This is a genomic window from Streptomyces sp. NPDC002640, from assembly GCF_053592575.1.
The window spans coordinates 427,714-441,507 of record NZ_JBSFVZ010000002.1; the positions used below are offsets into that span (position 1 = coordinate 427,714).

The window sequence follows — 13,794 nt, forward strand, 5'->3', positions numbered from 1 at the left end:
ACGTTACTCCAGAGTAAGCCACCGCACGCCACGCGAAGCCACCGCAAGCCGCCCTCGTTCGTCGAGCACCTGCCTGGGAGCCCCCACATGGCCGACCGCTATCAGAGCTTCACCCGGACCGCCCCCGGCCGCTTCCTCAGCAAGCGGCTGGGGCTGCCGCAGCCCGCCCCGTTGCGCCGGTGGTCGGCCGAGCGGCCCGCCCTCGACGGCCCCCTGCTGCACCTGACGGCCGGGAAGTCCGCCCTCGACCTCGCGCCCGTGCTCGCCCGCACCGGGCCGGAGGTGCGCACCGAGGGCGCCGAGCGGCCGGCCGCGGTGGTGGTCGACGCCACCGGTGTGCGGACCGTGGAGGCGCTGGCCGAGGTGCACGGCGCGCTGCACCCGGTGGTCCGCGGTGTCGCCGAGTCCGGCCGGGTGGTCGTCCTCGGGGCGCCGCTCGACGCGGGCGACCACCATCAGGCGGCGGTGCAGCAGGGCCTGGAGGGCTTCGTCCGCTCGCTGGGCAAGGAGATCGGCCGGGGCAGGACGGTCAACCTGGTCCGCCTGACCGACGCCGCCTCCGCCGAGTCCACGCTGCGCTTCCTGTTCTCGCCGAAGTCCGCGTTCGTGGACGGCCAGGTGATCGAGGTCGACGAGGCCGAGGTGACCGCTCCCGAGGACTGGGACCGCCCGTTGGCCGGAAGGACCGCACTGGTCACCGGCGCCTCCCGGGGCATCGGCGCGGCCGTGGCCGAGACCCTGGCGCGGGACGGCGCCCATGTGGTCGTGCTGGACGTGCCGCAGGCCGAGGAGGAGGCCCGCGCGCTCGCCATGCGGCTGGGCGGCACCGCCCTGGGCCTGGACATCACCGCCGTGGACGCCGCGGACCGGATCGCCGCGGTCCTGCCCGACGGGCGGCTGGACGTGCTGGTCCACAACGCCGGGATCACCCGCGACCGCCGCCTGGTCAACATGCCCGCCGAGCGCTGGAGTTCGGTGCTCGACGTCAACCTGGCGAGCGTGCTGCACACCACCGACACGCTGCTGGCGCAGGGGCTGATCCCGCGCGGCGGCCGGATCACCGCCACCGCCTCCATCGCGGGCATCGCCGGCAACTCCGGGCAGACGAACTACGCCGCCAGCAAGGCGGGCGTCATCGGCATGGTCCGGTCGCTGGCACCGCGGGCGCTCGCCGAGCACGGGGTCACCGTCAACGCGGTGGCGCCGGGGTTCATCGAGACCAAGATGACGGCGGCGGTCCCGCTGATGATCCGCGAGGCGGGCCGGCGGATGAACTCCCTGGTCCAGGGCGGACTTCCGGTGGACGTCGCCGAGACCCACGCCTGGTTCGCCGGCCCCGCCTCCGGCGGCGTCAACGGCCAGGTCGTGCGGGTCTGCGGCCAGAGCCTGCTGGGGGCGTGAGGACATGACCGACGCGATCGTGCTCACCCGGCCGCCCGCGCTGACGCCGCTGCTGCTGCGGGGCGCCCTGCTCTCCCCCACCAAGCGGCCCCGACCCGACGCCCCGTTCCCGCGGACGCGGCTGGTGCAGCCCGCGGTGCGGGCGGACGCGGGGCGGCTCGACGCCTACCGGCGGATCTGCGGGTTCGAGGGCGACGGCACGCTGCCGGTGACCTACCCGCACGTCCTGGGGTTCGCCGCCACGATGCGGCTGATGAGCGGGCGGGCGTTCCCGCTGCCGGTGCTGGGGCTGGTGCACACGTCGATCGGGATCACGCGGCGCGGCGCGATGCCGGCGGACCGGCCGTACGAGATCGCGGTCGAGGTGGAGGGGCTCGCCCCGCACCGGCGGGGCACCGAGGCGACGGTCCTCACCCGGGCGCGGGACGCCGGCGAGCTGGTGTGGGAGTCCCGCAGCACGTACCTGGCGCGGCACCGGGTCCCGCCGGGCGCGGCGGGCTCCGAGGGCGGGGAACGGGCGGAGCCGGAGGAGACCGAGCAGCCGACGGGGAAGCGGGAGGAGCAGCGGGCGGAGCCGGAGGAGTTGCCGGTGGCGGCGGAGTGGCGGCTGTCCGGTGACCTCGGCCGGCGGTACGGGGCCGCGTCCGGGGACCGGAACCCGATCCACCTCTCGGCGGCGACGGCACGGCTGTTCGGCTTCCCGCGGGCGATAGCGCACGGCATGTGGACGGTGGCGCGGTCCCTCGCGGCGTACGGGGTGCCGGAGGGGGCGGTGGTGGGCGCCCGCTTCAAGGCGCCGGTGCTGCTGCCGGCCACCGTCCACTACGCCGAGGCGGGCCCCCGCTTCCAGCTCCGCTCCCCCGGCCGCCTCCACGTCGAGGGCGACGTCACCCCGGCCTGACCCCCGCTGTCCCGCCGCCGCTCCGCTCAGGGTGGGGGCGGGGTCCAGGGGTGGCCGGTGGTGAGGTTGCCGAGGCCGGCCCAGGCGAAGTTCATCAGCGTCGCGGCCGCCTGCCGGGCCGACACCCCCTCCGTCGCGTTGGCCCACGCCGCCATCGACTCCGCCGCCCCCACCAGCGCCTCCGCGAGCCCGGCCACCTCCCGTTCCGGGAGGTCCGGGTCGCGGTGCGCGGCCCGCGCCCCCACCGCGATCAGGTGGGTCACCAGCGCGACCAGTTCCTCCCGCATCGCCGCCACCTCCGCCGCGAACGGCTCCCCGTGGGTCCGGGCCTGGACGTGCAGCACCGCCCAGCCGTCGGGGTGTTCGGCGGTGTGCCGGAAGAACGCGTGGAGCCCTGCCCAGAGTTGGCGGTCGGCGGGCAGCGAGGCGTCGGCGACGCCCGCCCGGACCGCGTCCGAGAGCGCCTGGGCCTCGCGGCGGATGCACGCGGTGAACAGGTCTTCCTTGGAGTTGAGGTAGAGGTACACCAACGGCTTGGACACACCCGCCAGTTCGGCGACCTCGTCCATGGACGCGCCGCGGTAGCCGCGGCGGCCGAACACCCGGACGGCGGCGTCCATCATCTGTCGTTCGCGCTCCGCCCGCGGCAGGCGACGGGTCCGCACCGCTCCTCCAACCATGCGGCCACCCTATGACGCCCGCCGCCGGGCGGAACCCCTCGTTCACGACGGAGCCCCGGCGGAAGCATCCGCCGGGGCTCCGGAGACGTGCGCGACGCGGCGTCAGCCCACGGTGACCTTCTCGCGGTCCCCGGTGGCCGGCTCCGCGAGCGCGTGGCGGAGCTTCTCGCCCTCGATGTCGAGGTCCGGCAGCGCCCGGTCCAGCCACTTCGGCAGCCACCACGCGCCGCGGCCCATCAGCGACATGACCGCCGGCACCAGCGTCATGCGGACGACGAACGCGTCGATCACCACGCCGACGGCGAGGGCGAAGCCGATGGACTTGATGATCGGGTCGTGGGCGAAGACGAAGCCCGCGAACACCGCGATCATGATCAGCGCGGCCGCCGTCACCACCCGCGCGTTGTGGCCGAGGCCGCTGACGGTGGCCTGGCGCGGGGTGTCCCCGTGGACGAAGTCCTCCCGCATCCGGGACACCAGGAACACCTCGTAGTCCATGGCGAGGCCGAACAGGATGCCGATGAGGATGATCGGCAGGAAGCTGACCAGCGGGCCCGGCGTGTCCACGCCCACCAGGTCGGCGAGGTGGCCCTCCTGGAAGACCGCCGTGGTCAGGCCGAAGGTGGCGCCGACGGTCAGCAGGAAGCCGAGGGCGGCCTTCAGCGGCACCAGGACCGAGCGGAACACCAGCATCAGCAGCAGGACCGAGAGGCCGACCACCAGCAGCAGGTAGACCGGCAGGGCGTCCGCCAGCTTCTCGGAGATGTCGATGCCGATGGCGGTCATGCCGGTCAGCGCCACGTCGGCGCCCTGGACGTCGGCGACCTTGCCGCGGATGGCGTGGACGGTGTCCTCGGTGACCGGGTCGGTCGGGCCGGTGGTCGGGATCACCGCGACCAGCGCGGTCGTGCCGTCCTGGTTGAACTGCGGCGGTGCGACGGCGGCGACGCCCTTGACGTCCGGGAGCAGCGCGGCGACGTCCTGGACGGCGGCCTTGGTGGCGTTCGGGGTGTCGGCGGAGACGACGGCCATCAGGCGGCCGTTGAAGCCGGGGCCGAAGCCCTCCGCGGTGAGGTCGTACGCCTGCCGCTCGGTGGTCTCCACGGCGGCGGTGCCGGCGTCCGGGAGCGCCAGGTGCATGTCGCGGGCGGGCAGGGTCAGCGCGCCCAGGCCGACGATGCCGACCAGCAGGATCGGGATGCGCAGCTTCAGCACCAGGCGGCCCCAGGTGTACCCGAAGCCCTCCTTGACCTCCGCCTCGCCCTTCTCGGCGACCGTGCCGCGCAGCTTGCGCGGCAGGATCTTGTCGCCGGCGAAGGCCAGCACCGCCGGGAGCAGGGTGAGCGCCACCAGCACCGCGACCGCGACGGTGGCCGCCGCGGCCAGGCCCATGGCGGACAGGAACGGGATGCCGACGACGGACAGGCCGGCCAGGGCGATGACCACCGTGGCGCCGGCGAAGACCACCGCGGAGCCGGCCGTGCCGATGGCCCGCCCGGCCGCCTCGGGCCGTTCCATGCCCTCGACCAGGAACTGGCGGTAGCGGGAGGTGATGAAGAGGGAGTAGTCGATGCCGACGGCCAGGCCCAGCATCAGCGCCAGCACCGGGCTGGTGCTGTTGAGCTCGACGAAGCCGGTGAGGGCGTACAGACCGGCCATGCCGACGCCCACGCCCACCAGGGCGTTGAGCAGCGTCATGCCGGCGGCGACCAGCGAGCCGAAGGTGACCACCAGGACGACGGCGGCGACCGCCACGCCGATCGCCTCGGTGGAGCCGATCTCCGGCGGGGTCTGGGCGAGTTCGCCGCCCACCTCGACCCGGACCGCGCCGCCCTCGCCGTCGTACTCCTCGGGCAGCTCGGCGTAGGCCTCGCGCTGCTTGTCGGTGATGTCGGCGATCTCGTCCTTGAACTGGACCTGGACCAGCGCGTACCGCCCGTCGGGCGAGACGGACCGCATCTGGAAGGGGTCCATCGCGGCGACCACGCCCGGTATGGCGGCCGCGTCCTTCACGACGGGCGTGACGTCGGCCGGGGTGAGCTTCCGCTCGGAGGTGATCACCACCGTGCCGGTGGCGCCGGCGGCCTGCGGGAACTGCTTCTGCAACGCGTCCATCGCACGCTGGGACTCGGTCCCCGGCATCCGGAACGCGTTGGTGGTGGTGCCCATGAAGGCGGCCGCCGCACCGCCCATCAGGGCGAGCAGCAGCAGCCATACGGCCACCACCAGGCCGCGGCGCCCGAAGCACGCGCGGCCCAACCGGTAGAGCAAGGTCGCCATGGGAGTGGGGCCCTTCTTCTAGTTCTTCCCGAGCTGTGGATCGATGTCGTGACCGGCGCCCCGACCGGCGTCCCGAGGGGCGTCCGGGTCGAGGGCGGCGCGGCCGGGGTCCCGGTCGAGGGTCCGCAGGGCGCCGGTGAGCAGCGCCTCGCGGAGGGTCCGGTCGTCGTAGGGCAGGTCGCCGGCGCCGGTGGCGAAGACGCCGCCGAGGGCCATCGCCGCGGCGATGCGGTCGCGGGGGTCGGTGGAGCGCCCGGCGACGGCGTCGACCAGCCGCTCGCGGATCCCGTCGATGGTCTCCACGCCCAGGTCGGGCAGCGTGGACACGTCGGCGAGGTTGTCGAAGAGCAGCTTGATCTCGCGGCGGAAGCGCAGGGTGATGTCGACGAAGGCGTGGACCGCGGTGAGCGCGGCCTCCTCGCCGTCCAGTTCCGCCAGCCGGTCGTCCAGCGCGAAGACCTCGCATCCCACCGGCATCAGCAGCTCGGTGAGGATGGCCTCCTTGTTGCTGAAGTGGTAGAGCAACGACGCCTTGGAGCAGCCCACGTCGGCGGCGATGTCCGCGAGGGACGTGCCGCGGAAGCCGCGGGAGACGAACAGGCGCAGGGCGGAGGCGAGCAGGCGCTCGTGCAGACCGCTGGACGGGCGTGCCATAGCCCCACGCTAACTGTCCGAACGGTCAGATCTGACCGTTCGGACAGTCGACGCGGTGTGTGTTCGGTCACGGAAGCGCACGGGAAGGCCCGAAGTGGACCGGAATGCTCCGAACATGCCGAAAGACCCCCTCCACCCGAACGGGGCGGAGGGGGTCTGCGGCTGCTCGGCCGGGGCGGCGGACGCGGCCCGGGCGGTAGCGGTGGTGGAGCGGGAAGCGGTGACTGAGCGGGTCAGACGGTGGCGGGCACCGGCTCGGGGGCCCGGTCGCGGACCTCCGGCTCGTCACCCTCGAGCGGCGACGCGGAGGCGGTGCGGTAGGCGTCGCGGTCCAGGATGTTCTCCCGCGCGGCCACGATCACCGGGACGACCGCCTGGCCGGCCACGTTGGTGGCGGTGCGCATCATGTCCAGGATCGGGTCGATGGCCAGCAGCAGGCCCACGCCCTCCAGCGGCAGACCCAGCGTGGACAGCGTCAGGGTCAGCATCACGGTGGCGCCGGTGAGGCCGGCGGTGGCGGCGGAGCCGACGACCGCGACGAACGCGATCAGCAGGTACTCCTGGATGCCGAGCTGGATGTCGAAGATCTGCGCCACGAAGATCGCGGCCAGCGCCGGGTAGATGGCGGCGCAGCCGTCCATCTTGGTGGTGGCGCCGAACGGCACCGCGAAGGAGGTGTACTCACGCGGGACGCCCAGGCGCTCGACGACCTTGACGGTCAGCGGCATGGTGCCGACCGAGGAGCGCGAGACGAAGGCCAGCTGGATGGCCGGCCAGGCGCCCTTGAAGAACTGCACCGGGCTGACCTTGGCGACGGTGGCGAGCAGCAGCGGGTAGACGCCGAACATCACCAGCGCGCAGCCGATGTAGACGTCGGCGGTGAAGGTCGCGTACTTGCCGATCAGGTCCCAGCCGTAGGTGGCGATGGCGCGGCCGATGAGGCCGATCGTGCCGATCGGGGCGAGCAGGATGACCCACCACAGCGCCTTCTGCAGCAGCTCCAGGACCGACTCGCTGAGGGAGAGGACGGGCTGCGCCTTCTCGCCGATGGCGAGCGCGGCGATGCCGGCGACGGCGGCCATGAAGACGATCTGGAGCACGTTCAGCTCGGTGAACGGCGTGATGACGTCGGTCGGGATGATGCCCGTCAGGAAGTCGATCCAGCTGCCCTGGCTGTCCGGCTTGGCGCCGTCCTTCGGGGTCAGGCCGGTGCCGGCGCCCGGATTGGTGATCAGGCCGATGGCGAGGCCGATCACCACGGCTATCAGCGAGGTGATCAGGAACCAGAGCAGGGTGCGGGAGGCCAGCCGGGCGGCGTTGTTGACCTTCCGGAGGTTGGTGATGGACACCAGGATCGCGAAGAAGACGAGCGGTGCGACGGCCAGCTTCAGCAGCTGGACGAACGTTCCGCCGATCTTGTCGAGCGTGGTGACCAGCCAGGTGAGGTCCTGGCTGCGGGCCAGCCAGCCCAGCAGGACGCCGAGGACCAGGCCGGCGATGATCTGGGCCCAGAAGGGCACCGGGAACGAGCGCTTCGGCTTGCTCGGGGTTTTCGTGCTCTCGGACACGGACACGGACACACTCCGACGAGGAACGCGCGGGGGCGCGGGGGGACGAGACGTGCGAGGGCGGCGCCCCGGAATCGGTCAGCAGCGCCGCGGAAGGGATCGAGCGTGTGGAACGGGCTCAGGTGAGAGCCGGACACGCCGCGGCCGTGCGGCGGCAGAGGTCCACATGCAGGCGCGCCACCAGCGCGAGGCGCTGAGGCGTGGAGGGCGCGGCTGCTGACGTCATGCGAATACGTTAACAGCAATGCTTTGGGAACCCCAAAGCCTTTCTTTGTGAGGCAGGACGCTCTTTCACCCGATAAATGGCAAGTGCCCCGACTCCCTTGGGGAATCGGGGCACCGAGGGTGCGCGGAAGCGGGTCAGTCCTCCTGGGTGCGGTTGCGCTCCAGGTTGAGCTTGGCGCGCTCCATCCGCTCGACGATCCGCACCGAGGCGCGGTCGCGCTCGCCGCGCAGCACCACGAAGCTGATCGGGGCGGAGAGCACCAGCGCCAGCAGGACGATCCACATGCCGTTGGCGTCACCGACGGCGCTCGGCAGGAGACCGGCGTAGACACCGCCCCAGACGACCACGAAGCAGCCCACGAAGATGCCGAGGCGCATCAGTGTGTAGCGGAGCATCTCACACCCACTCTTCCGTCCAACGAGCCCGAGTCACAGGCACTGCCGTCCAGTGAAACACGACGGCGGACGGATCTTGCGCGCGGGGCGGAAGGGCGGAGAACCGGAGGTGCGGAGGGCCGGAGGCGCGGAGGGCCGGAGCCCTAGGCCAGCGGCAGGTACATGGTGATGTCGTCGCGGTCGTCGCCCGGCGCGACCCGGATGGCGCCGGGGACGCGGCCGACCTCCTTGTAGCCGCAGGAGGCGTAGAAGCGCTCCAGCCCGAGCCCGCCGCGACAGGTCAGCTTGACGGCCTCGATGCCGTCCAGGCCGCGGGCGGCGTCGGCGAGCGCGGCCATCAGGTCGCGGCCGTACCCCTTGCCCTGGTGGCCGGGGTGGACCATCACGGTGTAGGCCATGACCCAGTGCCGCATCAGCCGGTGGCTGTTGAAGGCGAGGAAGCCGGTGGCCAGCACGCGGCCGTCCGCGTCCCGGCCGACCAGGAGCCGGGCGGTGCCGTCCGCGACCTGGGTGAGCTGCTTGACCAGCGCCGGGCGGACGTCGTCACGGGTCACCGTGGGCACGAACCCGACGGCGCCGCCGGCGTTGGTCACGTCCACCCAGAGGTCGAGGATGCCGTCGCGAAGGTCCGGGGTGACGGCCGGGTCGAACGTGAAAGTAAGGGTCATGATGCGACCTTACTTATTACCGTTCGCGCTCCTCAAGACGATTCCACAGGGCGGACACGGGCAGGTGCGCGGTCAGGACTCCTCGGGGAGCTCTCCGACGCGGTTCTCCCACTTGGTGGAGAGCACGATGGTGGTGCGGGTGCGGGACACCCCGTGGGTGCCGGAGAGCCGCCGGATGATGCGCTCCAGGCCGTCGACGTCCTTCGCGCGGGCCTTCAGCATGTAGCTGTCGTCACCGGCGATGAACCAGCAGTCCTCGATCTCGGGCAGCTCCTTGAGCCGCTGCGCGACGTCCTCGTGGTCGGCGGCGTCGGAGAGCGAGATGCCGATCAGCGCGGTGACGCCGAGGCCGAGCGAGGCCGCGTCGACGGTGGCGCGGTAGCCGGTGATGACCCCGGCGGCCTCCAGCCGGTTGATGCGGTCGGTGACGCTGGGCCCCGACAGGCCGACGAGGCGTCCCAGTTCCGCGTAGGAGGCCCGCCCGTTCTCCCTGAGAGCCTGGATGAGCTGCCTGTCCACGGCGTCCATGCGATCGATTGCCTTCCGGTGAGGTGTTCCTGCGCGAATGTGATCGAAGACGTGTGCCCGGTGACGTGACCGGTAGTACGGGGGGTGTGGTGGAGCGGGTGGTGGGGCGGCCGGTGGCGTCCCGACGGGGCCGGGGCCGGTCCCGTCGCCGACGGAGGTGCGGCGGTCAGCTCCCGGCGGACCTCGCCTCGCCGAGGCCGCCCTTCCACCGCCGGTAGAGCGTGTGCGGGACGCCCGCCGCGTCGAGCACCCGGCCGGCGACGAAGTCCACCAGGTCCTGGATGTGGGTGGCTCCCGCGTAGAAGGCCGGGGAGGCCGGGACGACGCTCGCCCCGGCGTCGTCCAGCGTGACCAGGTGCCGCAGCGTCTGTCCGTTGAGCGGCGTCTCGCGCACGGAGACCACCAGCGGGCGGCGCTCCTTGAGCGTCACGCTCGCGACGCGCTGCAGCAGGTCCTTGGAGAGGCCCAGCGCCACACCGGCCACGCAGGCGGTGGAGGCGGGCACGATCAGCATCCCGCGGGCCGGGTAGGAGCCGGACGAGGGGCCCGCGGCGAGGTCGCCGGCGGTCCAGTACCGGATGTCGCCCTGCGGCGGGGCGAAGGTGCCGGGCTTTCCGTCGGCGCCCCTGGCCAGCCAGGCGGACAGGTCGTCCTGCCAGTGGGCGTCGCGGAAGGCGATCCCGGTCTCGTCCAGCAGGGTCAGCCGGGCCGCGCGGCTGACCACCAGGTCGACGCTCTCCCCGGCCTCGATCAGCCCGCGCAGTACCGCGGCCGCGTATGGCGTACCGGATGCCCCGGAGACCCCCACGATCCAAGGAGTCCGCCGCTTTTCCCCTGCGTTCACACTCCGAGCCTACCGGCGGGGCCGGACAGGTCCGGCAGGGGCGGGGCCGCGTACGCCGGCACCGCCCCTACTCCCGCGCGGTGAGCGTCCGGTAGGCCAGGTGCCGCACGTCCGGGTCCGGGTGGCGGCGCAGGGCGCGCAGCAGGTCGCGCCACTCCTCGGTCCACTGCCCCCGCAGGCCGCCCTCGGTGGTGAGGGTGACGGCGAGGAGGCCGGTGGTGGTGCGGCCGTCGCCCAGCAGCCGTCCGACCGCCTCGGCCACCCCCTCGGTCGCCTCCCCGGCGGTCCCGGGCGTCGCGGGCCGGTGGCGGGCGAGCTCGCCGGCGATCGTGACGGCCGCCTGCACGCCGAGGGATTCCAGGGTGTCCGCCAGCTCCGACAGGGCGGCGTGGAGGACGTCCGGCCGGGCCGTGAGGTCGACCCGCCGGGCGACGAGCTGGGCGTGCTCGAACGCCAGCAGCGGCTCCCGGGCGAACAGTTCGGTGAGGGTCCGCGTGATGGCGTCGTGCCGTCCCGTCGTCCACAGCAGGCGCCTCAGCCGCTGCAGGGCGGGGAGGTCGCTGCGCTCCAGCGCCTCGCGGCCGCCCTCGGGGGTGTGCAGCAGGGAGAGCAGGGTGGTCACCGTCGTGTGGAGGACGCTGCCCTCCGCCGCTCCGCCCAGCGGGTGGGGCAGCTCCGAGGCGGCGATCCCGAGCAGGGCGTCGGCCGCGAACGACCAGGCGGAGATGCCCATGACCGAGCGGGCGCCGTCCACGAGATCGCACACGGTGCGCGACAGCCGGTCGGCCATCCGCGCGTCGTGGCGCACCCAGGCGGCGAGGGTGTCGGCCGCCGAAGGCGGAAGGTCCAGGCCCGTCGTCAGGTGGGTGTCGTACGCCTCGCCCAGCAGGGCGGCGAAACGGCGGCGGTGCTCCTCGGCGAAGTCCCACGGGCGGAGGGCGAACAGCTCGTTCCTCACCTCCCACTCCGGGTCGCGTCCGCCGGCGGCCAGCACCTCCCAGGCGGACGCCGTACCGGCCAGCGCGGGGAGGACGCGGACGATCGCGGCCCGCACGTCGGCCTGGCTGTCCTCGGCGCCGAACGCCCCGGCCAGCAGCGCGACCGCCTGCCCGGGCGGCAGGAACCGGGCGGCCAGGCGGGCCGCCTCCTTGCGGGAGGTCACCTTCGCGGGACGCTCCCCGGTCAGGATCGCGCCCAGCGACGGCCCCAGGGCCGAGGGCGCGGTGAAGCGGGCGGCCCGCGCGGCGGCGTACACGGCGACCCGGGCACGGTCGGTGCCGGCGTGCTCCAGCAGCACGGGGAGGGCGTCCTCGGGGCGGTCGGTCCAGGGCAGCGCGGCCAGTGCGGCCTCCGCGACCACCACCTCCGGATCGTCGACGTGCCGCAACGCCAGCCGGGCGCCCAGCTCCGGCAGGGGCGCGGCGGCGCGGATCACCGCGGCCCGCTCGTCCAGCGGGAGCCCGGGATCCGCCGCCGTCCGCTCGGCCAGGCGCGCGGCGGCCCGTTGCCGGCGGGGCAGCCAGCGGCCGCCGTCGGCGAGGTGCGGCAGCGGGCGGCGGGCGCCCGGTGTCAGGAAGCGCCCGTACGGGGGTTCGTCGCCGAGCAGGACGTCCAGCAGGTCGGTGCGGCGGCGGGACAGCACCGTGAGCACGGGTGGCAGGACGGCGGCGGAGGGCTCCCGCCGCAGGAGTGCCTCGACCCGTTCGTCGCGGGTGCGGGGGTCGGCGAGCCACAGCTCGGCGGCGGTGCGGACGGTGTCGTCGTCGCCGCGTTCCACGGCGGTGGCCAGACGGTCCTGCAGCTCGGGCATCCGCCGGGCGCGGGGGCCGAGGGCGGCGGCGAGGCCGAGCAGCAGCCGGAAGTCGGCGCGGTCGGCGGCCGCGTCGAGCCAGGGGCGGAGCGTGTCCAGCACCTCGTGTTCCTGGCCGCGGCGGAGCACGCGGTGCAGGGGGCCGAAGTCGGGCACGCCGGTGCGGCCGGTGAGCCCGTCCAGCGTGGCGAGCGCCCAGCCGCGGAGGGCGTCGCCGTCGCGCGGGACGTCGCCTTCGCGCGGGACGTCGCCTTCGCGCGGGGGTTCGGCGGCGCGCGGGGGTTCGGCGGCGTCGGTGGTGGGGGCGGTGCCCGTGGCGTGGGCGGCGAGGACCCGGGTGGCCAGCAGCCGGAGCGCGTCCCGGGTGCCCGCGGAGGCGTCCCGGGCCTGGAGCGCGTCGGCGGCGATCCGCCGCAGCAGCGGCGCGTGGACGGCGGCGAACACCGTGGGCCGGGCGTCGGCCAGCGCCTCCAGGGCCGCGCGGCGCACCGGGTCCTGGTCGTTGCGGAGCCGGCTGCGCATGACCGTCAGCAGCTCGGTGACCGCGGCCTCGCCGCCGTCCAGGGTGGCGGCGCGCACGAACGGCGGCCAGGCAAGCTCCCGGTCGCCCGCCTCGCGACGGCGCACCGCCGCGAGCAGTTCCTCGCGGGCCTCCTCGTAGGCGCCGTGGGCGAGCGTGTCCAGGTCGTCCCACCAGAGGTCGTCCGGGTCGAACAGCGCGACCTGTCGGCGTACCTCGGCGTGGCGGCGCTCGCGGGGCAGCAGCAGGAGGACGTCGAGGTTCGCCCATCCCCCGCGCTCGCCCCCGTCCGCGCCCCATGCCTCGTCGAGGAGCGCCGGCCGCGCGGCGGGCGGCAGGGCCCTCAGCAGCGACCGGATCCTGGCGGGGCGGTGCGTCCAGTGGCGGGCGAGGGCCACCAGGGACGCCCGTTCGGCCCGGACCAGCTTCCGCAGCACGCCCGGCGGGAGGGTCGCCTCTCCCCTCTCCGGCTCGCGCTCCGGGGCGACCAGCCACCGGGCGAGGCGGTCGGCGTCGGCGATGACCAGCGCGGGGAAGACGGGGTGCAGCGCCACCGGGATGCTCGCCGGGCCGTGGCGCTCCAGCAGCTCCATCACGCGGGCGGGCCGGGCCGCGGCGAGTGCGGTCAGGGTGGGGGCGTGCTCCCGCCACCAGCCCTCGCGCTCCGCGACGGCGCTCCGGTGCCCCGGCTCCGCGGCGAGGTGGTCCAGCACGGCGTCGGGGTGGCGGCGGGCCAGCGCCGGCCAGCTCCACACGGCGTGCGCCAGGGCGGGAAGGTGCCGGGCGACGAAGGCGGCGGAGCAGGCGCGCAGCAGGCGGGCGGCCTCGTGGTCGCCCCACTCCTCGCGCAGCCGCGGCAGCAGGCGTTCGGCGAGCCCGGTGCGGTGGCCGGAGACGATCAGGGCGGCGAGGCGGTGGCGGAGCGCGTCCGGGGCGTCCCGATAGGCCGCCTCGACGGCCTCGTCCGGCACCGGGAGGGTACGGGCGGCGCGGTGCGCGTACCGGGCGACCACCGCGTCGGGGTCGGCGAGGCGTGCGGTCAGGAACGCCACGTCCCGCCCGGCGTACGCGGCCAGCGCGGCGAGGCGCCGCTCGTAGGGGCCGCGGGCGTCGAGCGCGGCCAGCAGCTCGGCCAGTGCGCCGTCCCCCTGGCGGGCGAGGTCCCGGGCGGTGGTCGCGGTGAGGCGGAGTCCGGCGGGGAAGGACAAGGGTTCCAGCGCTTCGAGCAGCCGGTCGGCGGAGCTGGGCATGGGCGTGATTGTGTCCCGCGCGGTCGGGCCGTGCGAACGGATTTCGATCTGGTGCGCGGATCCGGGAAC

11 protein-coding genes are annotated in these 13,794 nt (G+C 74.3%); 2 read left to right on the forward strand and 9 right to left on the reverse strand.

The window, feature by feature from the left end; genetic code table 11:
• Positions 1 to 87: 87 nt before the first annotated feature.
• The gene (locus tag ACWD3O_RS04595) at positions 88 to 1,401 is read left to right on the forward strand and encodes a 3-oxoacyl-ACP reductase (RefSeq protein WP_451414811.1); all 1,314 of its coding nucleotides are present in this window, start codon (positions 88 to 90) and stop codon (positions 1,399 to 1,401) included.
• 4 nt (positions 1,402 to 1,405) lie between these two features.
• On the forward strand, positions 1,406 to 2,302 hold the full coding sequence (locus ACWD3O_RS04600; protein WP_451414812.1) for a MaoC/PaaZ C-terminal domain-containing protein: 897 nt from the start codon (positions 1,406 to 1,408) through the stop codon (positions 2,300 to 2,302).
• 26 nt (positions 2,303 to 2,328) lie between these two features.
• Here the strand turns inward: ACWD3O_RS04600 and ACWD3O_RS04605 are convergent, their stop codons facing one another.
• The 9 genes from ACWD3O_RS04605 to ACWD3O_RS04645 form a co-directional block, all read right to left on the reverse strand.
• The gene (locus ACWD3O_RS04605) at positions 2,329 to 2,982 is read right to left on the reverse strand and encodes a TetR/AcrR family transcriptional regulator (protein ID WP_451414813.1); all 654 of its coding nucleotides are present in this window, start codon (positions 2,980 to 2,982) and stop codon (positions 2,329 to 2,331) included.
• Between the two features lie 102 nt (positions 2,983 to 3,084).
• Entirely contained in the window at positions 3,085 to 5,262 is a 2,178-nt protein-coding gene (locus tag ACWD3O_RS04610) for an MMPL family transporter (protein ID WP_451410641.1), read from the reverse strand.
• 18 nt (positions 5,263 to 5,280) lie between these two features.
• Positions 5,281 to 5,916 (reverse strand): TetR/AcrR family transcriptional regulator, encoded by a 636-nt coding sequence (locus ACWD3O_RS04615; protein ID WP_451410642.1) that lies wholly within the window; start codon positions 5,914 to 5,916, stop codon positions 5,281 to 5,283.
• Positions 5,917 to 6,149: 233 nt separating this feature from the next.
• Positions 6,150 to 7,490, reverse strand: a complete 1,341-nt coding sequence (locus ACWD3O_RS04620; protein WP_451410643.1) for a dicarboxylate/amino acid:cation symporter — start codon at positions 7,488 to 7,490, stop codon at positions 6,150 to 6,152.
• 354 nt (positions 7,491 to 7,844) lie between these two features.
• A complete protein-coding gene (locus ACWD3O_RS04625; RefSeq protein ID WP_451410644.1) occupies positions 7,845 to 8,105 on the reverse strand; it encodes a DUF4229 domain-containing protein in 261 nt (86 codons plus the stop codon).
• Between the two features lie 143 nt (positions 8,106 to 8,248).
• Complete coding sequence (locus ACWD3O_RS04630) at positions 8,249 to 8,773, reverse strand: N-acetyltransferase family protein (RefSeq protein WP_451410645.1); 525 nt, start codon at positions 8,771 to 8,773, stop codon at positions 8,249 to 8,251.
• Between the two features lie 72 nt (positions 8,774 to 8,845).
• Positions 8,846 to 9,301 (reverse strand): Lrp/AsnC family transcriptional regulator, encoded by a 456-nt coding sequence (locus tag ACWD3O_RS04635; RefSeq protein WP_356137216.1) that lies wholly within the window; start codon positions 9,299 to 9,301, stop codon positions 8,846 to 8,848.
• 166 nt (positions 9,302 to 9,467) lie between these two features.
• On the reverse strand, positions 9,468 to 10,145 hold the full coding sequence (locus ACWD3O_RS04640; RefSeq protein WP_451414814.1) for a UbiX family flavin prenyltransferase: 678 nt from the start codon (positions 10,143 to 10,145) through the stop codon (positions 9,468 to 9,470).
• A 67-nt stretch (positions 10,146 to 10,212) separates the two neighbouring features.
• Positions 10,213 to 13,725: a hypothetical protein gene (locus tag ACWD3O_RS04645; RefSeq protein ID WP_451414815.1), complete on the reverse strand. Its 3,513-nt coding sequence runs from the start codon at positions 13,723 to 13,725 to the stop codon at positions 10,213 to 10,215.
• Positions 13,726 to 13,794: the final 69 nt, after the last annotated feature.